The sequence below is a fragment of the Alteribacillus persepolensis genome, assembly GCF_900099605.1.
GTDB lineage: Bacteria > Bacillota > Bacilli > Bacillales > Marinococcaceae > Alteribacillus > Alteribacillus persepolensis.
In genome coordinates, this window is the sequence record NZ_FNDK01000009.1 from 13633 (window position 1) to 35483 (window position 21851).

The 21851-nt window shown below is 40.2% G+C and carries 19 protein-coding genes and 1 pseudogene; 4 read left to right on the plus strand and 16 right to left on the minus strand.

Translation table 11 applies throughout. The annotated features are described in order from the left end of the window. Window positions 1-20: 20 nt before the first annotated feature. The 4 genes from BLT18_RS08720 to BLT18_RS08735 all read right to left on the minus strand — a co-directional run bounded on the left by BLT18_RS08720 (window position 21) and on the right by BLT18_RS08735 (window position 3214). On the minus strand, window positions 21-584 hold the full coding sequence (locus tag BLT18_RS08720; protein ID WP_245705229.1) for a DUF7010 family protein: 564 nt from the start codon (window positions 582-584) through the stop codon (window positions 21-23). Window positions 585-766: 182 nt separating this feature from the next. Continuing rightward, window positions 767-1381, minus strand: coding sequence for a small multi-drug export protein (locus BLT18_RS08725; protein ID WP_245705222.1), 615 nt, complete (start codon window positions 1379-1381; stop codon window positions 767-769). Window positions 1382-1616: 235 nt separating this feature from the next. Continuing rightward, entirely contained in the window at window positions 1617-2288 is a 672-nt protein-coding gene (locus BLT18_RS08730; RefSeq protein ID WP_091273096.1) for a hypothetical protein, read from the minus strand. Between the two features lie 38 nt (window positions 2289-2326). Then, window positions 2327-3214 (minus strand): hypothetical protein, encoded by an 888-nt coding sequence (locus BLT18_RS08735; protein ID WP_091273098.1) that lies wholly within the window; start codon window positions 3212-3214, stop codon window positions 2327-2329. A 258-nt stretch (window positions 3215-3472) separates the two neighbouring features. Here BLT18_RS08735 and BLT18_RS08740 point away from each other — a divergent pair, with 258 nt between their 5' ends. Continuing rightward, window positions 3473-4732 (plus strand): MFS transporter, encoded by a 1260-nt coding sequence (locus BLT18_RS08740; RefSeq protein ID WP_091273099.1) that lies wholly within the window; start codon window positions 3473-3475, stop codon window positions 4730-4732. A gap of 15 nt (window positions 4733-4747) precedes the next feature. Here the strand turns inward: BLT18_RS08740 and BLT18_RS08745 are convergent, their stop codons facing one another. From BLT18_RS08745 to BLT18_RS08755, 3 genes are all read right to left on the minus strand, one after another. Then, a complete protein-coding gene (locus BLT18_RS08745; protein WP_091273101.1) occupies window positions 4748-5758 on the minus strand; it encodes a FecCD family ABC transporter permease in 1011 nt (336 codons plus the stop codon). After that, the gene (locus BLT18_RS08750; RefSeq protein ID WP_091273103.1) at window positions 5755-6750 is read right to left on the minus strand and encodes a FecCD family ABC transporter permease; all 996 of its coding nucleotides are present in this window, start codon (window positions 6748-6750) and stop codon (window positions 5755-5757) included. The genes BLT18_RS08745 and BLT18_RS08750 overlap by 4 nt, the downstream gene beginning before the upstream one ends. 99 nt (window positions 6751-6849) lie before the next feature. Further along, window positions 6850-7788: an iron-hydroxamate ABC transporter substrate-binding protein gene (locus BLT18_RS08755; protein ID WP_091273105.1), complete on the minus strand. Its 939-nt coding sequence runs from the start codon at window positions 7786-7788 to the stop codon at window positions 6850-6852. A 470-nt stretch (window positions 7789-8258) separates the two neighbouring features. Here BLT18_RS08755 and BLT18_RS08760 point away from each other — a divergent pair, with 470 nt between their 5' ends. Beyond that, entirely contained in the window at window positions 8259-9581 is a 1323-nt protein-coding gene (locus BLT18_RS08760; RefSeq protein ID WP_175487439.1) for a TolB family protein, read from the plus strand. A gap of 220 nt (window positions 9582-9801) precedes the next feature. On the opposite strand, the gene BLT18_RS08765 is transcribed toward BLT18_RS08760, so the two are convergent. Next, window positions 9802-10689, minus strand: a complete 888-nt coding sequence (locus BLT18_RS08765) for a DMT family transporter (protein WP_091273108.1) — start codon at window positions 10687-10689, stop codon at window positions 9802-9804. Between the two features lie 320 nt (window positions 10690-11009). Between BLT18_RS08765 and BLT18_RS08770 the strand changes: the two genes are divergently transcribed. Next, window positions 11010-11945, plus strand: coding sequence for a cation diffusion facilitator family transporter (locus BLT18_RS08770; protein WP_091273110.1), 936 nt, complete (start codon window positions 11010-11012; stop codon window positions 11943-11945). Window positions 11946-12349: 404 nt separating this feature from the next. Here the strand turns inward: BLT18_RS08770 and BLT18_RS08775 are convergent, their stop codons facing one another. From BLT18_RS08775 to BLT18_RS08810, 8 genes and pseudogenes are all read right to left on the minus strand, one after another. After that, window positions 12350-12964, minus strand: coding sequence for a PH domain-containing protein (locus BLT18_RS08775; RefSeq protein WP_091273112.1), 615 nt, complete (start codon window positions 12962-12964; stop codon window positions 12350-12352). Window positions 12965-13550: 586 nt separating this feature from the next. Continuing rightward, the gene (locus BLT18_RS08780; RefSeq protein WP_091273114.1) at window positions 13551-14312 is read right to left on the minus strand and encodes an SDR family oxidoreductase; all 762 of its coding nucleotides are present in this window, start codon (window positions 14310-14312) and stop codon (window positions 13551-13553) included. A 227-nt stretch (window positions 14313-14539) separates the two neighbouring features. Next, entirely contained in the window at window positions 14540-15772 is a 1233-nt protein-coding gene (locus tag BLT18_RS08785; protein WP_091273115.1) for a cytochrome P450, read from the minus strand. A 982-nt stretch (window positions 15773-16754) separates the two neighbouring features. Beyond that, window positions 16755-16994: a hypothetical protein gene (locus BLT18_RS08790; RefSeq protein ID WP_091273117.1), complete on the minus strand. Its 240-nt coding sequence runs from the start codon at window positions 16992-16994 to the stop codon at window positions 16755-16757. Window positions 16995-17153: 159 nt separating this feature from the next. Next, window positions 17154-17423, minus strand: coding sequence for a hypothetical protein (locus BLT18_RS08795; RefSeq protein ID WP_091273119.1), 270 nt, complete (start codon window positions 17421-17423; stop codon window positions 17154-17156). Between the two features lie 82 nt (window positions 17424-17505). Next, window positions 17506-18201, minus strand: a pseudogene (locus tag BLT18_RS08800) (IS1595 family transposase); the annotation flags it as partial. Between the two features lie 119 nt (window positions 18202-18320). Next, complete coding sequence (locus tag BLT18_RS08805; RefSeq protein ID WP_091273120.1) at window positions 18321-19580, minus strand: ABC transporter permease; 1260 nt, start codon at window positions 19578-19580, stop codon at window positions 18321-18323. Then, window positions 19573-20475 carry an ABC transporter ATP-binding protein gene (locus BLT18_RS08810; protein ID WP_091273122.1) on the minus strand — a complete coding sequence of 301 codons (903 nt, stop codon included), beginning with the start codon at window positions 20473-20475 and terminating at the stop codon, window positions 19573-19575. The genes BLT18_RS08805 and BLT18_RS08810 overlap by 8 nt, the downstream gene beginning before the upstream one ends. Before the next feature lie 415 nt (window positions 20476-20890). Between BLT18_RS08810 and BLT18_RS08815 the strand changes: the two genes are divergently transcribed. Continuing rightward, window positions 20891-21823 carry a cation diffusion facilitator family transporter gene (locus BLT18_RS08815; protein WP_091273124.1) on the plus strand — a complete coding sequence of 311 codons (933 nt, stop codon included), beginning with the start codon at window positions 20891-20893 and terminating at the stop codon, window positions 21821-21823. Window positions 21824-21851: the final 28 nt, after the last annotated feature.

The following is a 21851-nucleotide window of genomic DNA, read 5'->3' on the forward strand; positions in this document are numbered from 1 at the left end:
CACCTCCTCTTATCACGTTGTCATGCACTAGTTACCAGCTCGTTTTCAGCCTTACGCTTCTGTCTGTAATCAACGTATAACCATACGCTTAACAGCAGCAAAAAAGCGGCCATGCCGACAGGCACCCATAATAAAGCCGCACCTTCTGCCCTCCAGCCCGCAGCCATCATTGTAATGGATATGACAGGCGCCATCACATAGTACCCTCTTGCGTTATAAAACCAGCCGTACGGAAAAAAATGAGCTCCCGTGATCACAGCAAACAAGACAACCATAGCAGCAGGGTTTTGATCAAAGGCCCACAAAAGTATCGGAAAATACATAAACTGAGCGACATTTAAATATAAACCTAATACCCCTAATGGGTGATTCTCCACTTTCCAATCCGCTTTGACCATTTTGGAAAAGATCACCGCTAGCGGAAACATCAAGCCGGTTAAACACAGTGTAAAAATATTTTTTTGAGCAATCGATATCGGCAGCAAAAACAGCACTGCAATCATTGCCCAAATGATGGTGCCAGCAAGCAAAAAGGCAACCCCGTTTTTACACCGAACCGATAGTTCATTCCGCATTTCTATCATATTCACTCGCTGCCACCTCACGTATTATATGCTTTGGGTTCCCTGCTGCTGTCTTCCCCACCGCTCCATGCTTTCGCACAGCATAGATGCATACACAAAAAATACTCACTTGCGATTTACTTTATATAAACGTATAAAACAATAATTGGTTTCATTTTTCATACTATTTTTTACCGGATTCGTTATGATTGAAACAGACGAATCAGCACTCCGTCTTCTTCCACGTGCGGCATAAAATAGGAAACGCCGTAGCTTGCAGCAGCTGCTGTGATTAAAGTCCAAAATACAAGGCTTATCACCATCCAGCTCGTTACACTTTTTCGTTCAGATCCAAAACTCATTCCCATAAACGCTGAAATGTGTGAACCAACAAAAAATGGACCAATAATTGCCAGGCCGGGCAAACCATACTTGTCAAAGATGCTTCGTGCTCTCTTCTGTCTTTTTGATTCTTCCCATTTTACGTCATCGTCTTCTAATGTTGCAGCCCCCTGCTCACTGCTTTCCCTTTGTTTCCGATTTTTTCGTTTCTGCATCCACTTTTTCACTTTATCAACAAAAACAATGACTAATATTACTGTCACTAAGTTTCCTAAAAAAGCTAATACAGCTGTCGGGACAGGTGACAATCCGCCAAAAATCGCCAATGGTATGACAGCGACAAGCTCAAATAATGGAACTGCTGCTAACAGAAATACGAAAAGGTATGAAAGAAACATAGTCTTTTCCGCTCTCCCTTCTTTGCCGGACTCGTTTACATAGTCATTTACAGTTTGCCTCTTGGCCACAAACTGCATATCGCTCAACATCCATTAAAGCACTTACTACATCTAATGTATACAAGAAGAAATAATTTAGCAATTAAACTTTTCAAAAAATTAATATTTACACAAACATACTTCGTCAAACAATGGGGCTTTCGTTGTAATAAAACATGAAAATACTCATATTTACCTTTTCCTCGCAAGACACAACAAAAAGCTCTATGGAATATTAATCCCACAGAGCTTTTTTATTATCGTCATGTTCGGATTACTCGTATGTTGACGCCATCGGTTCTGTATGTTCTTCTATATTACCTGCATCAGCTGCTGCCTCCAGGTGTGAAAGAACAGCTGCATGCAAAGCCGCATACATCGTTTCATTGTCACGGGCTAAAGCATCCAGCTTGTTGACCGTAAACGGATTCACCAGTTTTAATATCGTTTTGTTGATGTCTGTTGCCGCCTTGTTCTCTATTTCTTCTTCTGCTTGATTCGTAGTTTGTGCGCTGGCTACTTCTTTTGGTTCGGCTTTTAATACTACCGTTTCTTCCATAATCTGCTTTACTTTTTCTTTCTTCGTTGTTTTTACTTCCCCGATTTTAATTTGCTCTTTCTTTCTTACAGGATCTTCCGCCACATCGGTTGTGCTGCCGATCTCTTGGGAATCAGTGTTTTCTGTTTGTTCTTCTGCATCACTGGCATGCACCGCTGCATGTTCAGCTGCGTTTCTTTTTGCTTGTTCGCTGGCATTTGCGCTTGCTTTCGATGCTGCTTTGTTTGCTGCAGCTGGATGTGAGGTTTCTGCTTGAACGTCATGTTTGATTGGCTGGCCGCCTTTTTCTTCGGCATCACTCACGTAAGCACTAAATCCCATAGACACAGCACCTGCTAGAATGAATGTTTGAATAACAGCTTTTCTGTGAAATAAGCTGATTTTCATGTATATCCCGCTCCTTCATTTCGATATATTGGCAAGCTTTATGCAAAACGTAAAAATGAAGGAGCCGTTTGGGGCGGTGGTGTGGGTGGTGCGTTGACCCATTGATTGCGGAACATACAGTGCCGCTCTACAAATGGATTCATTAATAAAACACGTAAGTGCTTTACTTCTCCGAGCAGTACTTCCATCTTCGTTTTATAACTTCCACTGTTATCATGACTTGCACCTGCCGGTATTTTCACAGACTGCTGGTTTTTGAGAAAAGGAAGCTCTCCTTTCTGCTGTACGGGCAGAGGTGCAGGAAATTCCTCTTTTGTATTCTCCTCTTCTTCTGATGTGTCTTTCGAAACTTTGGAATCGTTCTTTTCCTGTTTCTTTACTGGAGCACCCTGGTCAGAACGGGGCTTTTTACGCTGACCTTCCGATTTTTTGTCTGCCCGCTTAGCTGCTTGTTCCGTGTCTTTTTGTGCTGTCTCTTCTTGACGGGAAACGTTTCTGCTCGCTTGGGATTTCTTCGGCTTCTGCGACTTGCTGTTTCTATTAGTTTTATGTACAGCTTCTTTTGCTTTTTCATTTGCCTCTTCCGGCAGCTTTTTTGGCGGTTTTTCCTGCTTGCGCGAACTCTGTCTATGCTTTTCTTTTCCTGCATGTTGAGGTGGATTGGCTGCCTTTTCAGCAGGCATCTCTTTCGGTTTGCCTTTTTTGTCCCCAGACGCACTCGCAGGCTGCTCGTTCTTTGCGTGAGCAGGAGGCCCTTTTACGTTATCATTCTTTGCCTGCTGCCCTGATGGCGGCACTTGCTTTTGCTGCACGGGTTTTCCTTTTTGTTCCGGACCACCCCCGCCTTTTTCTGCTAAAACCGGTTCTGTCACAAACAACGCAAAAAGCATGAGAACAGGAAGAAGCACTGCCGTGCGCACGTTCACCTTTTCCACCTCCTTTCTATTATTTGGCAACTTTGCTATCATGTTAGGGCTGTCCACTCAGGTTGTCAATACTGCAAAAAGCCTATGTTTGTAAGCCGTCACCGAAATTCTTTTCCATTCTTTTACCTCTATGAAATGTCACATCGTTTATATACTTATCTTAAGCTCTTTGATAATATAAAATATAGATTGGGCGCAGCGGCCTTCTTTAATTAAAAAAATGTCTTTCTCATCATTTTAGAGAGTGGGAACATAGTGATGAAAGAATTATTAAAAAACAAAAACTTTATTACGCTTATGCTTGCACAGGCCATTTCAGGCATCGGTGACTGGCTGAGCATCGTCGCTATTATTACGATGGCAGGTTTAAAGTGGGAGGCTTCTCCACTTGAAGTTTCCTTGATTTTTTTATGTCTTGCCCTTCCAATGGCCTTTATGGGACCTGTCGCAGGTACAGCAGCAGACCGTTTTGACCGAAAAACATTAATGATTCTATCCGATATTGTTCGTGCTGGATTTATTCTTGTATTAACACTCGCTGACACGCTGTGGATCGTGTACATATGTTTGTTTATCATCGGGATGTTTTCCGCCGTTTTTATTCCCGCAAAAAACGGCAAGTTAAAAGAAATGGTGCCAGATAAGCATATAAAAAGTGCGATGTCTATATCAGCAATGATTGATTCTGGTACGAAAGTGGCCGGGCCGCTGCTTAGCGGAATATTAGTTGCAGCTGTTGGCAGTGATCTCGTGTTTTATTTAGACGGAGCGACATTTATGTTGTCTGCTTTCATCATTCTGCTTTTACCTAAACAAGGATATTTGCTTCATGAAAACAAAGAACCGTCCTCATTTCGAACAGATTTTATTTTAGGTCTTTCCTATATGAAAAATCATGCGTTTCTATTAACTGGCTTGTTCTTTTTTGGAGTGAGCCTTTTGCTTATTCAGTTAGCTGATTCACAACTGATTATCTTAATCCGTGAACTTACGGCAGCGTCCCCTGATTTATTTGGTTATTTAGTAACTTTATCCGGAGTTGGGATGTTTTTAGCCGGATCGATTCTGTCAGCAAAAACCAATTACAACACATTTCTTCTCATGCTTGGCGGGATGATGGGAATGGCATTAAGCTTCGGCAGCATGGGCATTTTCACGTTTTTTGATATGAACCTGTCTATTATATGGATGCCTCTGCTAGGTTTTACAGCAGGCTTTTCCGCAAGTTTTGTATTTGTTCCGTTTCATGCTTCCATTCAATCCGATACACCGGTTCATCTGACAGGGAGAGTGTTTGGGGTAACAAATAGTGCTGCTACTTCCGCAACCATTACCGGGCCTTTACTTGGCGGCTGGATTTCTACTGTCATTGGTGTCATTCCAACGTTTGTTGTTTCTGCGTGCCTGCTGTTGTTACTATGTTTGGCCGGCTTGTTTGTAAAACGCAAAATCAGAAACGGCCGTTCATACCCCGGTACATTTCACGATAAAAAGGATGAATCGAGCGAACTCGCTTGATTCATCCTTTTTCTTTTAATCACTTTTTAATAATAGATAGATAAAATAGGGAGCTCCTATTAATGCTGTTACAATGCCTGCTGCTATTCCCTCCGGCTCTGCCACATTGCGTCCAATTGTATCACTAAGCAATAACATCCAGCCGCCAATGAGTACAGCCAGCGGCAAAAATAACTGGCTTCTATGTCCGACAAGCGCTTTGGCAATATGCGGTGCCATTAAGCCGACAAATGCGATGCCTCCTGTAACTGATACGGCTGCAGCTGCCAGCGCAACTGCGGCCAATAAAAGAGCAATCCTCTCTTTTTCAATTGATACTCCTACTCCAATTGCTGTATAGTCCCCTAATTGTAATATGTTAAGCTGATTGGCTTTATATAAAGTAAAGGGAATAAGAATAATAAGCCACGGCAAGAGTGCTAGAACAAATGGCCAGTCTGTTCCCCAAATACTTCCTGCCAGCCATTTGGCTATAAAATCTACCTTTTCCCGGTCCGCAGATGATATGAGAAAAATCATCGTGCCAGACATCGCCATGGAAAAGCCGACCCCTGTCAGTATCAAACGAAACGGCTGCAGTCCGGTATATTTGTTGTACGAAAATACATAAATACAGCATGCGGTAACAAGAGCTCCAATAAAAGCTACAGCAGGAAGCACGTAAACAAACGACCCCGCTTCAATGGGAAAATATAAAAAGAACACCGCAACCGCTACACCTGCTCCTGCGTTTATGCCGATGATTCCAGGATCGGCTAAGTCATTGCGAGTCAGACTTTGTAAAATAGCACCTGATACGGCAAGCGCCATTCCCGCCAGCAATGTAATCAATATACGAGGCAAACGAACAGAAAACAAAATAAATTCTTCTTTAAATGTCCCTTCCCCTAACATAACTGGAATAAGTCGGTTTATAGATACTGATGAATATCCTAAGCTCATGCTTACAACAGTTGTTACAACAAGCAAAATAAAAAGGCTCAGAAGATATATGCGCTGCTTTTTGATTACACTTGGGTGGATCATGAGAATGTCTTCCCTCCTCTGTGGACTATAAATAAGAAGAAAGGAAGTCCCAACATGGCGACAATCGCTGGTACCGGTGTTTCAAATGGAGCATTTAGATTTCGTCCAAGTGCATCGGCAAAAAGCAGGAACGTCGCTCCCACTAGGGCAGACACCGGCAGAATGTGCCGGTAATCGCTCCCAACGACCGCCCGCACAATATGAGGTATCATTAACCCAACAAACGCTAAATTTCCAACTAATGCTACAGAAGCACCTGCCAGCATAATAACAATAACAAATAAAAGGTATTTTACCTGGGTAATTTTTTGTCCTAATCCAATCGCAAGGTCTTCGTCCAAACTTAAAATCGTCAGCTGCCTTGATAAAAACATTGCGACAATAATACCGCTGATGATAAACGGAACAATCACTTGCAGCTGCCCCCATGTTGTTCCAATCATGCCTCCAGCACTCCACATCGAAACGTCTTTCGAAATGTTAAAATAAATGCTTACCGCATCTGCAACAGCAAAAAGAAAGGCCGAAATAGCTGCTCCTGCTAACACAATGCGAACAGGAGAAAGCCCGCCTTTTTTTGATGCGCCTACACCAACAACTAAAATGGTTCCAAGTGCTGCTCCAATAAAACAAGCAACCATGATGACAAAGTAATTGGCTGAGGGAATAAAAGCAATTGTTAAAGCAAGTGCTGCGTTGGCACCAGCAGTTAAACCTAAAAGTCCAGGATCTGCCAGCGGATTTCTCGTAATACCTTGCATAATAGCCCCGGCCACCGACAGTCCTGCCCCTACAACCATTGCTGCAACTTCTCGCGGCAGGCGGATTTCACGGATCATCGTGATAGTATCTGTCTCTACATCAGAAGTTAAAGCAAGCCATACTTCTTCTACCGTCGTATCCGCTGCTCCAAACACCATCGAAGCAAAAAACACTGCAATACATAAACATATACAACCAATCAATTTATACCAGAAAGATATCGAAGTCATTGTTTATCAGCTCTTCTTTTTCTAAAAATAGAAAGAAGAGGCTGCTCTTGAAAATGGCCCATAGACCAACGATCATAAACAGCCTCTGTGCTTAACATACTACTTGTTCAGAAACGATTTTTTAAAAAACTCCAACTGATGTTCCAGTGTAATAGGATCGTTGAAATAAAATTCCTTGGCATTTGCCTCAAACACGCGGTCGTTTTGAACGGCTGGCATGTTTTTATACGTTTGTGTCTGCATAAAGGAAGTATCGGTATCTTCATTTTTACTTACTACAAGATAATCTCCCACATATTCTGGAAGAACCTCCGGCGAAATCGAATAGTATCCGTCATCTAAGGCTGTTTCCTTCACTTTGTCAGGCATGTTAAGTCCCATTTCCTGATATAGAATTTCTGTCCCGCGTGCCCAATTGTCACCGAACACGTACAATTCTTTATCGAAATTCTCAATCACCGTTACTGTCGCATCTTCTCCGATTTCCGCTTTAATTTCATCTCCTGCCGCTTGCGCACGCTGTTGAAAGTCTTCAATCCAATTTTTAGCTTCTTCTTCTTTGTTTAACAATTTGCCAATTTCTTTATGCTGCTCTAAATAATCCAGTTTTCCATATGTAAAGGTTACCGTAGGTGCAATTTCTTTTAGCTTCTCGATATTTTTAGTATTCGACAGCCCGATAATTAAATCTGGATTTAATTCAATGATTTTTTCAAGACTTTCATCTGTGACTTCTTCTACACCTTCTAAATCGTATTGAGGATTAGATTTTGACCACGAATCAACCCCGACTACCGGCACATCTAAAGCTAAAACATTCCCGGCAAATGTAGAAAGAACAACCACCCGCTCTGGATTTTCAGGAACTTCCACGGGACCGTTTTCCGATTGATACGTCCTCATTTCTTCATTCGCAGCTTCAGATGATGATGTATTTTCACCTATCCCTTCCGCACTGCTGCTTTGTTCATTGGAGCCCCCGCAAGCGCTGAGCATGAGCAGCAACAAAACAAGAAGCGGCATGATAAATTTATTCATTTGAAATTCCCCCTTTTTCTATAATTCACTATTTTTTCAATGGTTCAAAAGGTTCACACCATTATTTATTCTCGTATCACAGCTGATGCTTCCATACATAATAAAATACTTGCTTTACCAGATGTATCACTGCTTTTTATCTGCAGCCGCTTCACCCTCAAATCAGCCGCTGCAGTATGCCTTTGCGAAAAAATTGATAATCGTTTTCAATTAAAGACACTACTAATATACTAACAATGATAATCAGTGTCAATACAGTGGTCTTTTTTTCTAGAAAATCTACAAAGAAAAATGCGGAGGCCTTGAAAGAAAATTTCAGCTAAGGCGGCAGAAGTTTTTGCTTACCTGATAAAACATGTATCACAGTTACTGAATCAGTGTATTTTCACAGCTGCTCTGCTATTTTAAAAATAAATCACTTCGAATCAGCTTCCTTCCTCTCTCGTTTTCTTGTAAAATACTACCAGAAAATGAAAGGAGGCGATCATATAAAGCACAATCGCGTTCTGTTGAGTCTCATTGGCATCTTTGCCTTTCTTTTCGTTGCTGCTGTTGCGTATAGTTTGTTCAGCGATCAAGACGCTTACAAACATCACACAGGATTGGGTGAAGCCATCTCTATTTCACCCGCAGATACAGATATCGTGTTTTCATACTACAGGAATGGCAGCGAAGCAATTTATACGGGGGATATGGAAGGAAAGCAGACGAAACAAATAACGAAGCCGAAAGAACGTAATCACCGTAAACCGCAATTCTCACCAGACGGAGAAAGCTTATTGTACTTAGCTGCCGACAGTGACGGAATTCAGACGATACATTATCGTCCGGAATGGCGCCACGGTGAAACAGTACAGCTGACAACAGCCGATACCCACGTTTTTGATGCTGTCTTTTCTCCAGATGGCAGCACGGTGTATTACATCGGCATGCCGTCGGAAGACTTTCAAAAACTAGAGGGGCAAAAAGAGAATGGAATGGATCTGCATGCTGTCACGACAGCTGACAGTAATTCCGAACAGTTAACTGATCAAGACGCTTTTGTGATGAATGATTTGTCTGTTTCTGCTGATGGTACAACCCTTTACTACACAGCCTTTCACGACCAGCACCAAGAGCTGTTCGCTTATGACGTAAAGTCCGGAGATGAACATATATTTTTAGATGAACATATAACAGACGATATCTATCATCCTGTCCTTTCTCCCGATGAAAATCGATTGGCTTATACTGCTGTCGCAGACGAGTCAGCAAACGGCACGTTTCAGTATGAACTCTTTCTGCTCGATATGGCCTCCGGGGATACAAACAGATTGACCGATTTGAACACATCGGTGACCTCTCCTGTGTTTTTTCACGAGAAAGACAGAATCGCTTTTCTCGTCCAAAATAACTGGCCGCGTGAACCGTCTTCCTATGACATCATGACTGTGGATAGTAATGGAGAAGAGCTCGCTCCTTTAGAGTTGAACTTTCCGGAACCAGGCAATAGTATTTCCGCTGGTAAAATTGCCGATTCACTCGTCCATCCAATGACGATCATGATTCTCTACCTCGCACTCTTCGGCCTGTTAACGATCTATTATCATGCGAGAACTCGCAGAACATATCTGCCTGCAACAGTGAGTACCATCCTTACAGGTGTTATTCTTTTGGGATCATTTATAGCTGCAGCAGCGATTAACGCGTGGGCTGGTATTGGTTTGTTTATGTTAACGATAGGGACAGCGATTTGTACAGCTGTTCTTTTTATCTTTGCATGGATGTATCGACAGGTGATGAAACATACATGATGCTGCACCTTACAAAATGTTTCATCGATGTCATACGGTTTCTGCCTGCCTTTTATACGTATAAAAAAACACAAACATCCTGAAAAAGACGGGTCCGGTCGTTTTACTTATTCTTTTATCTTTTTCACACAGTCAAACATGTCAAGAGCCAAAAAACGAGCGCATTCCTCACTTGAGGATTGCGCCCGATTTTTCGCCCGCTGCATAAGAAAAAGCACAACTATCCAGCTTTCTTCTCTACTTTATATGTTTTATTTTGCTGCATGAGATATAAACACACACCCAATAAAACTAGGAACCCGCCTGCAATCTGCCAGCCAATCACGGTTTCTCCCAATAACAGTACAGCTAAAATCGTTGCTCCTACAGGCTCTCCTAAAATACTCATCGATATCGTCGTCGTATTCACATAATTTAACAACAAATTGTAAATCATGTGTGCAATCGTAGGAACGACAGCTAATAACAGGAAGATCCCCCACTCCCTCGCATCATATCCGCTCATAGAGACGCCCGCGATGAAATTATAGAGATGTAAAGCAACTCCAGCAATGAAAAACACAACAAAACTATAAATCCAGTGAGACATTTGTTTAACTTTGTTTTGCCCAATTAACAAGTAACCAACGACAGCGATGACACTTAAAAAGGATAGAATATCTCCAATAATGACAGATGAGCTGCTTAATCCCAAATCTCCCCAGCCAACCATCACAACACCTATTATCGCAATCGCAATGGCCATAAATGTGGACATTCCCACTCTTTCTTTATAAATAAAAAATCCGCCTATTAAAGCAATGATTGGCTGCAAAGCTAGTATAATTGTTGAACTAGCTACGGTTGTAAGCTTTAGAGAACCAAACCACAAAGCGAAATGCAAAGCTAAAAACACACCTGCCAATGTTAGAAACAGCCATTCGTTTTTCGACAGCTTCGTCAACTCTTCTCTTTTCACCCACACAACCGGCAGTAAAATCACACTGGCTGCATACATGCGGTACATACTGCTGATTGTAGCTGGTGCATCGGACCATTTTACGAATATCGCAGCAAATGACACCGCAATGATAGAAATCGTTAATAAGGACACAACAGGTGTTTTCATGTTTCCTCCACTCATTATTTTTTCCATTTTACCCCATTACACTCTCTTTCCACCGTTTTCACATTAGTTTTATTGTAACATTTTACAAGCTCTCCCTTTGGCTTTCATTTCTTTTTCCAGGCACTCTTCACTTTCTTATTAATTAATAATAATTATCATTAATGATTAGAGTATATATTCTTCTCTTGCTGAAAACAAAGAACATGAAGTTGAATATTATTCTCAATTAGTTTTATTTTTTATCAATTAGAGTTGATTTATTACTGCCTTTGCATTAACATTAAGATAATGATTATTCCAAATAAAGAAAGGGTGATTATATGAACTACTACGATTATCATCACCTGAATCACGTGAAAACACAGCGTCAATCGAAAAAAACACTATGGATTACGTTATGCTTAACGTTATTCTTTACGATTGTAGAAATCGTCGGTGGTTTGTTGTCTAATTCACTGGCACTCCTGTCAGACTCCGCCCATATGATTTCTGACGTATTTGCGCTGGGACTTAGTATGACCGCGATCTACATGGCTTCACGCAAACCAAATGAGAAGTACACGTTCGGCTTTTTGCGGTTTGAAATTATTGCATCTTTTATTAACGGACTTGCTCTTGCTGTTATTGCTGTTGGGATATTTATTGAAGGGATTCGGCGGATGATTTATCCTGAATCTATTAATTTATCATTAATGTTAACGATCGCTGTGATTGGTCTCATCGTAAATATTGTCCTGACGTATGTATTAAGCCGCAGCACGAAACACGAAGAAAATTTAAACATCAAAAGTGCTCTTTGGCATTTTATCGGTGATTTACTTAGCTCGCTCGGCATTATTGTGGCGGCCATTCTCATTTATTTTACAGGGCTTGCTGTTTTAGATCCGATTATCAGTATGGTTATCGGCGGGATTATTTTCACAGGCGGGGCACGAATCATTCGTGAGTCTTATCTGATTCTGATGGAGTCAGTGCCGCAGAAGTTTGACCTTGATGAAATTCGAGAAGAGATTAGAAAAGTAGATGGAGTCGAAGATGTGCATGAAATGCATCTTTGGACCGTTACGACCGATCACTACTCCTTAACCGCTCATGTGTTTATTCAAAAAGACACTCCTCCTCTCCGCACGATTTCTGCAATTAATAAAGTGTTAAAAGAAACATACAACCTAGAACACAACACCATTCAAGTAGAACACCCTGACATTAACGACCACGGCAAATACGGAGAACAATTTTTGCTGAATCAGACGTAGATGTTTGAAAAAAGAGCAGAAATATCGCTGCGCACACAACCACCATCCATCGTTACCACAATGGGTGGTGGTTTTTTATTATCCAACCATTTTTCGAAGTACGGGATATATATAGGGATTGGATGGTTCTAGTGTTACTCTTCCGCGTTTTGCTTTGCTGTCTATTCTTCATCTGCAAAGAAAAGCGCCAAACTTTGATCCTTTCTTACCTTATAAAAAAGGACGCGTTTCTTTATGAAAGGCGTCCGATTCCCTGTATCTCACGGCATAAAAGTGTATCCTCATTTTCCGTATGATGCTATGTTTTTTCCCTCTCTTTTTAATCAGTCAGTCATCTACATGAATATGAAAACATTCAGCTCAGTGCTCCAACACATCTTATGAGATGCTGCCGGTCTGCTGTTCTAGTTATTAATGTATTTTTCAAACACATCGCCGAAATCTTTCACGTGGTATTTGTCACGTGTTGATTTCATCCATGAAAATCCAAATTCTGTGATATCTTTGTACTGTTCGGATATGGTCTGCTCGGTGGAGCGGGTGTTTTGTAACACGGACGCAGCTTTGTCTAAACTTTTTTCAGCCATATCCAGAACAAGACTGTTTTCATGAGTAATTTCAGAGATATAGAGAAGCGCTTTATACAAGTCTTTCAACTTTTCAATTTCATCCTTGTGTACATCGATACTAAAATGCTGATTTCCAAGCGAAAACTTGATTTCAATATCAAGATCAATTCTGCCGGCAGTTTCAAGGAAAACATTTGAAATGTTGTGTTGTGAATATGGATAACGCTTTAAGGTTTGTTTAGAAGACGTCGCATTTTCCCCATCCACATGAATGAGCGCTAAGTTCGTAAAGCAATACTCATCGGCTTTTGTTTTAATAAGAAAATAAATTTTTTCATCGTCTTCATTTCTCACATAATCATCAGCATCGGTTTTGTCATAATCTTCTGGTCCGATAATCCGGCCAATGTCTGATAAACCCAGCGCATCGGAAGCAATTTTTTTAAACATGTTTTACGCACCCTTTCCCCTGTAAAAGTGTCTTGCTACTATATTGTATCACTGTGGTGCTCAGAGGAAAGCCCGGATCTCCCCTCTGTTTGTGTTTGAAAACAGCACGGTTTCTTACATATTTATACCAACTGCCGCTAGAAGATGAAAACAAAGCAGCCCAGTGAACGTATAGCAGCAGAAACACGCGCCCCACACATTTGTTACTATGTGTTTACGAGATATCTTGAACGATGTAAGTCACTGCCTCATTGACTGGAATCGCCGGACGGCCGAACAGTTTCTCGACATCCTCCAACGTTTTCTGGACTTCGAACACTAACACCCAGTTATATAAGAAAATGCAAGGACTAGGGGAAAGGAACTTCTACTAAGTACACAACCCGTCTTGCGTGCGGTGTAGAAGTCATCACATTCTTTAACAGTACCCGTGTGAACCGGAGCGGCAGAGAAATAAGATGAGACTAAAAAATGCACATGTTCTACTGCTGAAAAATTTGGCTCACCACCAAATCCAACCGGTGAAAGCTTTCTTCTTGGCGGGGCTGGATTCCTTTCTTCACTTGTCCCTGTAAGCACGTCCAAATTAAAAAGCAGCAGTCCAACCAGCATCTGCTGTTATCACTGTGCCGTTTACAAAACTGGATGCATCGGAAGCTAAAAATAATGCAACTTGTGCAATCTCTTCTGGCTTTCCAATGCGTGGCATTGCACCCTGACTTAGTTTTGTACGGCTGGCGCCGAACCCATGAATGTTTTTCATTGCAGAAGCAATGTTTGTGTCCACTCCGCCTGGGGCAATAGCATTACAGCGTATACCTTTGTCTGCATACATGAAGCCTGTATTTTTCGTTATACCCACCACTGCATGTTTTGAGGCTGTGTAAGCAGCACCAGCATGTGCTCCATTCAATCCGCCCGTTGAAGCAGTATTAATGATCACACCTTTTCCTTTCTCTAAAAAGATCGGCAATGTTGTACGTATAGCACGCATCACACCTTTTGTATTAATTTCAAAAATATCATCCCATTTTTCATCATCAATATCACCTGCTGGTTCCATACTGTCTGTAATACCAGCATTATTAACCAGTATATCTAATGTTCCGAATTCCTTTACCGCTGCAGCAATCATATTTTCGATATCTGCCAAATTGGCCACGTTTACTTTTACTGCTTTTGCTTCTCCTCCACTCCTAGTAATTCCCTCTTCCACAGCTTTTGCACTGTCCAAATCAAGATCGGCTAAAACAACTTTTATATCCTCATTGGCATACAATTCCGCTATTGCTTTTCCGATACCAGATGCCGCTCCCGTTATTACCGCCACTTTCTTTTGAAGCTTCATAGAAATGCCTCCTCAAATGCGTTATCATACTATCTATTTATGAATGAGACAGTTCCTAATCTATAATGATTAAGAACTGCTGATGCGACAATCCAGAACCACTATTCTAGAAGAAGGGGTTGTGACCCCCTTTATTGATTCTCTTGCCAGCCGGAATAAGTTCGAAATTATTGTCACGCTGTCTCTTCTCCAGCGCTCCCTAGCTTTTAGGCTAGTTTGGCACAAGTTTATTTGTACACTCTTATTGGAAGATGAGTCAAAGACTGTCCGGGAGCTGAATCTGTCAAATTGTTCTCTAAATCAAATGGTTCTATAGATTCAATCTGGGAAAAGTTTTGTAAAAACGCCTGCAATGCTATTGTCAATTCTAATCGCGCAAGAGGAGCACCTAGACAAAAGTGCGGACCATGTCCAAATGTTAAATGTTTTGTATTATTGGGACGATGAATATTGAGAGAAAATGGATCATCAAACATCCCTTCATCCATATTGGCTGCACTCATCCATGCAATAACGACATCTCCCTTTTTAAGTTCAGTGCCTAGTAAGGCATTGTCTTGTTTTACAGTTCGATCTCTTTTTCCAATATGAAAACGGTAGCGAAGCATTTCTTCAACAGCTTTTGGAACTAACTCCACATTATTTCGAAGCTCTTCATATAGAGATGGATCATCGTAAAGAAGAGAATAAAAAGTATTTGCGAGCGCATGACTGGTGGTTTCAACACCTGCGCCTAAAATTGCCATGGTGGTTCGCACTATTTCATCATCGGTAAACTTCTCACCATCTACCTCTGCTTTAATCAAATCAGAGATAATATCCTCAGACGGGTTTTGGCGTTTCTCCACAACAATTGGATAGAGATACTGATAATATTCTTTGGCAGCTGCTTGTTTCTTTTGTTCCAATTCCTGCTGGTTTTCCTTGTTATAAGGTTGAAAAAGAATATCTACCCAATGTTTGAACTTTAATCTATCTTTTATAGGAACACCAAATAATTCCGCGATTACCATACTTGGTAAAGGTACTGCTAATGCTTGTACGATATCCACCGAGGTGCTTTTTTTTATGTCATCAACAAGTTCCATCGCGATTCGTTGGATGCGAGGTTCCCAGTCTTTTAAACTGCGGGGAGTAAATGCTGCTGATAATAAGGAACGTCTTTTTCGATGATGAGGAGGATCCGCATTTACTAGATTGACCTTATCCGGCGTTGTTCCTTCCTTGTTATCAGCACCCACAGTAATAGTCGTTCTATCACCTTCACTTGAAAAGAATGTATGGTTGCTCAATACTTGTTTGACATCCTCATATTTAAAAACATGCCAAGTATTTGTTTCTTCGTGATAATAAACAGGCTTGTCGTGAAGCATTTCTTTGTACCACTGCATTGGAAAAAATTCTTCTGAACGCGATTCAAACTTCTTGACCTCTGTAAGTAAAATTGTTTCTTGATTCATCGCGATAGCTCCCTTCCATGTTTCATTATCAATTCAAAAGACTAACCGGTTTATCTTCACTTACAATTCCCCGTCTTTATTTTCCATCAAAGGACAGTTCATCACTATTTTTAAAATTCCCACTCCTCTTTATCCTTCGCTGAAATCGAAAATCTGTGGAAGTCTTACTCATTATTTCCATTGTCAACACATGTTCTTACTGCGTGATTACTCAATGTACTAACCTCAAACTTCCTCTCTCTTCTTGCAAACATTCATATCATTTCAAAAAATTAATTTGATAAATAGTTTATTTTATTTACTGTTTAATCACTTCACATTTTAACACTTAGAACAGCTTTCTAACAAGAGTCTTATTAAATAGTTCTTTCAGCTGCATTTACATGTTTATAGGAAAGTTTGGTAAGAGAACACTGCCTTAATACTCCATTTTTTCCTTAGAAAACACGGCATAATAGATGAAATCTGTATCATACAACAAAAGAGCACTTTCTTTACTCTAATGGTTAGAAATCAGTATGTAACGCTTGAAACAAATTCCACTTCTCCTTCTCCACATTAAGCATGCTAGTTCCCCGGTCACCCTATAAGTTCTTTGTTTCTCTTTGAGACAAGCTGGTTTCAGCAAACGCGATTGTATCATTGCCTTTTCGGTTTTATAATTACAATTTCACCCCGTACATTTCTTGCTTCCTATAATTGAAAATGCTTACAGAAGGATTTGCTGCGTACCCGAAGAACAATATAAAAAGAACGCAATTCCCATGCCAGGAAAGCGTTCTTTCAACTAATAAGGGTTTTTCTTTTTGGCTCTGTTAAAGTTTAATGTTGATATTATTTATAAAAGTGGAACTTCCCAATTTATGGAAGTTCCACTTTTATAATATTCGCTTGTTAAACTAACGCCCTCTTTACTTTAGGTAATTATATTCACAAAATGACTAAATACAAAATAAAAAGACAGTGTTGACGTTTAGTTTCCCTACTGTCTGCTTAATCTCTCTATGTCAGATTCAACTTTGTAAACTTTTTTATTCAGTACTTCAGTTTTGTCATCAACATGTTCAGTGATTTTCTCTGTATAAGTCCCTAAACTTTCAATCAAGTTTTGCTGTAATTTTTGTTGCCCGACTTCTAGCCTTGCTTGTCCCGTTTTTAGTTCACCAATATCTGTCTTTATGTCTTTCAGCTCACTTAAAATTTGTTTTAATATATCCTCCACAGAACTTACCTCCGCTCCAAGATAATATAAACTAATTATACCACCAATAAACTATTTAACCATATATAATTAAATTAAAAGTAAATGTTTTCATGTATCAAATTTCCAAATGGATATATAATTGCCTTTTATAACAAAACCCAACGGTTAGTGAAATTTTTATTTACTGTTACCTGAAACTTTCCATGATTTAAATGACAAATAACAAGCAACGAAAAACATTATTATTCCACCTATCCAATAATACAAAGTTTGTGGCAAATAAAAATTAAAATATGTCGTAATTACGCCTGCCATTAAACTTAGAACAAATATTGCTATCCATATAAATAAACTTTCTAACAAAAAAGGGAGAAGTTTGAGTTTTTTCTGCTGCCTTCGAATTAAACCCCACGCTCCGATTGCACCAATGTATGGCGTCCAGTCCATATTCTCACTCCTTTGTTAAACCTTTTGTTTATATTACACCATGTTCAACGATTCTGCCCGTTAGTTGAACAAGCAGTAATGTTTATATCGTGAATTTAGATAACCTAAGTGTATCATGTGTTTCCATATTTTGTATTAAATTCCCTTTAATCACCAAGTCATTCATAGTAATAGGATTCCTTTGATGTTGAATGGATTCTAACACCTGAAACCAGGCAAGGTAATTATTTAGATATTTAGTTGCAACTCCATTAAAACGTTGTATCCATCCTTTAAGCCTTCGGTGATAATTGTTAACGTTCTGGATATGGTATAGCCCCTTTGTGCGAACCTTACCATCAGACTTGAATTGATAAATATCCATCCCTTTTTCAGCTGCATATGTTTTAAAGGCACGCCAAGAATCGGTGCATAATACATTTTCGTTTGAAAGTTTATGTCCGATGGCCTTGTCTAACTGCTCTTTTGTTAATCGACCCATTCCCAATGTCTTCGAAAAAGCCATCTTTTCACGGTCTCTTGCGACTAAGACACAAACTTGTTCGTTGCTTATGCCCCGTTTCTTAGCGGAACCTCCACGTTTGCGGGGTTTTCTGTCTTTTATCTTTCTTTGCCCTTTTTCTGAGTATAGGAAATAGGTCTCGTCCATTTCAACGATACCTTCAAAATTAGAAATTTCAATTTGTTTTAATGATGATAAGAGTTTGTGCCTCCAGTAGAACAATGTAACGTGAGTAATATTCCCAACTAATTCAGCAGATTTACGCAGAGAATATCCTTAGACTTTAACAGAGCTTTCTTTTTAAAACAGCCTCACCGAAGAGACAAATAAACCACTCCCTTCTGCCGAATGAAAAGCAGTGATCAGTATATTAAATATCTCTTATCCTATTTGCGCTATTTTTCTTTTTTCGACATCGTGAGTGCCTGTTTGATACCGTTTTTGAATGAAAATTTACCGTACATCAGGACTCCGCCTTTATATATACGCGCTGCAAGGAGGTTGATGAGTATGGCGCTTAGTATTAACAGTCCAACAATCAAGATCGTTTCCCATACTGGTACGGTTCCCATTCCAATACGAAGAAATAAAAGCTGCGGCGTAAAAAAGGGAATATAGGATAGAACGTGAATAAAAATATTATCGGGTGCATTTAGTCCAAAGATAGCCATAAAAAAAGCAATCATGGCTAGAAAAATCAACGGCTGAATAGCCTGGTTGACCTCTTCTGCCCGGCTTACAAGAGCCCCTAGCATCGCTGCCATGCCACCGTAGACGAAATACCCAAGAATAATAAGAATAAGCGCATATACCAGCAGAGACACATCAGCAGCTCCACCTAGAATAGATGAAAGCATATTATTATCGTTTATTAGAAAACCTATAATTACCGCCGCTACAAGAGAGGCAAGATTGACAAGACCGACGATGCCAATTCCCACTAGCTTTCCAAACATTTGAACAATAGGATTCACACTAGACACAATAAGTTCCATCACCCGTGAAGATTTCTCTGTTGCGACTTCAGTGGCAATCATCGACCCAAGGGATAGAACGATCAAATAAATAACAAATACAAGGCCATATACCATCCAATATGCTTGCATATGCGTTTCCTCAGTCTGTACTTCTCCATTCTTTGTAAGAGGTTGTTCAATAAAAGCAACAGGCGAATAAATCATCGCAAGTTCTTCTTCGTTCAAATCCAGCTGATTCGTGACCACAGATTCTTTTACACGCTGTACATCTTGTTCTACTTCTTGACCCATCCTGTAATCATTGCCACTTCCGAAAAGTTCAGCCTCTAAATTGGCCGGATCTCCATTCAGTGTAAGTACAAAATCGTATACTTCGTTTCTAGCTTGTTCCAACGCTTCCTGTTGATTACCATCCGTATAGTTCACGTAGTGAAAAGACCCTTCCTCATTAGACGCAAGCATTTCTCCCATCGTATCATTACTCGTTGTATTGTCTACCACAGCAATACTTTGCGGTACATCTTCGTCCTGTTCATCGTTTGAAAAACTGGATAAAATAGTGTTTGCATTCATCATGCCGATAATAAGAAGCATCGTAATGACGGTGGACCATATAAAAGCTTTTGATCGTATTCGCTTGCCGGCTGTATGTGTAACGGTAATCCAGAAGTTATTCATTATCGTCTCCCCCTGCTTTATCCACAAATATATCGTGTAATGACGGCTCTTCTACCTCAAATTTCCGAACATACCCTGTCTCAGCAATCGCAATAAACAAATCTTCAGCTGCCTTTTCATTTTCTACACTCACAATGGCTCCACCATTTGTTTTTTCTACATTCATCACTCCGTGGATAGAATTCAAAAATTCCAGGTTGTAACCTGCCTGAATGATGACATTTTTCATTCCATACGACCGTTTAATATCTCTTAAGTTCCCTTGTAAAACCGCCCGTCCGCGTTTTAACATAATAAGATCTTCACACAGCTCTTCCACATTCCTCATTTGGTGGCTGGAAAAGACAATGGTTGTTCCCATTTTCTGAAGATCCTGAATCGCTTCTTTCAGCATATCTGTGTTTACTGGATCTAGGCCACTAAATGGTTCGTCTAAAATTAAAAGTTCAGGACGATGCAGTACACTTGCGATAAATTGAATTTTTTGTTGATTACCCTTTGATAATTCTTCTACTTTCTTATTTTCGTACTCCGTTACTCGAAATCTTTCCAGCCACTCACGCATGGCCCCTATAACATCACTTTTCTTCATCCCTTTCAGTCTCATCAAATAAAGTAACTGTTCTTTTACTGTTAACTTCGGGTATAGTCCTCTCTCCTCTGGAAGATAGCCCACTAAGTGAGTCCGTTTATAAGAGAGAGGGCTCCCTCCCCAAGTCACATAACCTTCCGTTGGGTCGAGCAACCCTAATATCATACGGAATGTCGTCGTTTTTCCCGCTCCATTAGCTCCAAGCATTCCAAACATACTGCCCTTTTCTACTGTCAGCGTGATACCATCTACAGCTTTGTGCCTGCCAAATTCTTTTTTCACATCATGAATCACTAAAGTCATCGCACCACAATCTCCTTTCTTGCCAATCTCTATCATTTACCCTTTCTCAAACAAAACAAAGAAAAACACCTTATCCCATGTAACATGCCTTATTTTACTCGTCTGCCTTTTACTATGGACGTTGTTAGCCAAATTCGTTCGTAACCTTGAATAAGACTCTCTTTTCACTGTCCGCCATTTCCTAAAAACATCTTATCAATATTCCTCTATGTTTCATATAATGTCTGATTCCAAAAGAAAGCTTTAAAAAATCAATCATCTAGATGCATCGCTCCTGCTTTCCTTTCAGAATTAAATAAGTTGTTTATGAAAACAGGGCATTTCTTCTCCTTTTTTCCACCTGCCTTTTAGTCAATAAGGTTATCCTGTTTTTGTCACGGGAATAGTAATAATAAGAGCGGCAAGGAGGGGTATAATGGGGCATGATCATACACATGGGGCTAATAAAAAAGCTCTCATGATCAGCTTTATTATTATTACCGGCTATATGTTCGTTGAAGCGATTGGCGGATTTTTAACAAACAGTCTTGCGTTGTTATCAGATGCCGGACATATGTTAAGTGATTCTATATCGTTGGGAATTGGTTTATTAGCCTTTACTTTAGGAGAAAAAACGGCTGATTATAACAAAACGTTCGGATATAAACGCTTTGAAATTTTAGCCGCTGTTTTTAATGGTGTTACACTTTTACTCATTGCGCTATATATTTTTTATGAAGCGTACCACCGTTTTCAAAATCCTCCGCAAGTAGCATCTGCGGGCATGTTGACAATAGCTGTCATTGGCTTGTTTGTCAACATTATAGTTGCCTGGATTCTCATGCGCGGCGATACAGAGGAAAACCTTAATCTCCGTGCCGCTTTTTTGCACGTATTAGGGGATTTACTGGGATCCATTAGTGCCATTACGGCGGCATTGCTTATAATCTTTTTGAACTGGTCATGGGCAGATCCCTTAGCAAGTGTTATCGTCGCAGTACTCGTATTAATTAGCGGATGGCGTGTAACAAAAGATGCGGTACATGTATTAATGGAAGGGACTCCGAAAAATATTGAAATAGATGACATTGTCAAGACCTTAGAAGACATACCAGAAGTCCAAAACATCCATGACTTGCATGTTTGGAGTATTACGAGTGGACAACATGCCTTGTCTTGTCACGCTGTCGTAAGAGAAGACTTATCGATTCGTGACAGCCAGCAAATATTAAGGTCTGTTGAAAAGCGATTAAAAGAAAAAGGAATTGGTCATATTACTGTGCAGATGGAAAGCGAAGAGAACCCCCATGACGATACCCTTTTATGTGAACATCACCATAAACCGTCCTCTCAACCGCACAAGCATTAGCGCACTTGCTGAAAAACTAATAGTCCGC

Bases quoted from the DNA above. Each gene is read 5' to 3' on its own strand.
- BLT18_RS08720 (WP_245705229.1), bottom strand. From the start codon at position 584: ATGATAGAAATGCGGAATGAACTATCGGTTCGGTGTAAAAACGGGGTT.
- BLT18_RS08725 (WP_245705222.1), bottom strand. From the start codon at position 1,381: ATGCAGTTTGTGGCCAAGAGGCAAACTGTAAATGACTATGTAAACGAG.
- BLT18_RS08730 (WP_091273096.1), bottom strand. From the start codon at position 2,288: ATGAAAATCAGCTTATTTCACAGAAAAGCTGTTATTCAAACATTCATT.
- BLT18_RS08740 (WP_091273099.1), top strand. From the start codon at position 3,473: ATGAAAGAATTATTAAAAAACAAAAACTTTATTACGCTTATGCTTGCA.
- BLT18_RS08745 (WP_091273101.1), bottom strand. From the start codon at position 5,758: ATGATCCACCCAAGTGTAATCAAAAAGCAGCGCATATATCTTCTGAGC.
- BLT18_RS08750 (WP_091273103.1), bottom strand. From the start codon at position 6,750: ATGACTTCGATATCTTTCTGGTATAAATTGATTGGTTGTATATGTTTA.
- BLT18_RS08755 (WP_091273105.1), bottom strand. From the start codon at position 7,788: ATGAATAAATTTATCATGCCGCTTCTTGTTTTGTTGCTGCTCATGCTC.
- BLT18_RS08760 (WP_175487439.1), top strand. From the start codon at position 8,259: ATGAAAGGAGGCGATCATATAAAGCACAATCGCGTTCTGTTGAGTCTC.
- BLT18_RS08765 (WP_091273108.1), bottom strand. From the start codon at position 10,689: ATGAAAACACCTGTTGTGTCCTTATTAACGATTTCTATCATTGCGGTG.
- BLT18_RS08770 (WP_091273110.1), top strand. From the start codon at position 11,010: ATGAACTACTACGATTATCATCACCTGAATCACGTGAAAACACAGCGT.
- BLT18_RS08775 (WP_091273112.1), bottom strand. From the start codon at position 12,964: ATGTTTAAAAAAATTGCTTCCGATGCGCTGGGTTTATCAGACATTGGC.
- BLT18_RS08780 (WP_091273114.1), bottom strand. From the start codon at position 14,312: ATGAAGCTTCAAAAGAAAGTGGCGGTAATAACGGGAGCGGCATCTGGT.
- BLT18_RS08785 (WP_091273115.1), bottom strand. From the start codon at position 15,772: ATGAATCAAGAAACAATTTTACTTACAGAGGTCAAGAAGTTTGAATCG.
- BLT18_RS08795 (WP_091273119.1), bottom strand. From the start codon at position 17,423: ATGGACTGGACGCCATACATTGGTGCAATCGGAGCGTGGGGTTTAATT.
- BLT18_RS08805 (WP_091273120.1), bottom strand. From the start codon at position 19,580: ATGAATAACTTCTGGATTACCGTTACACATACAGCCGGCAAGCGAATA.
- BLT18_RS08810 (WP_091273122.1), bottom strand. From the start codon at position 20,475: ATGACTTTAGTGATTCATGATGTGAAAAAAGAATTTGGCAGGCACAAA.
- BLT18_RS08815 (WP_091273124.1), top strand. From the start codon at position 20,891: ATGGGGCATGATCATACACATGGGGCTAATAAAAAAGCTCTCATGATC.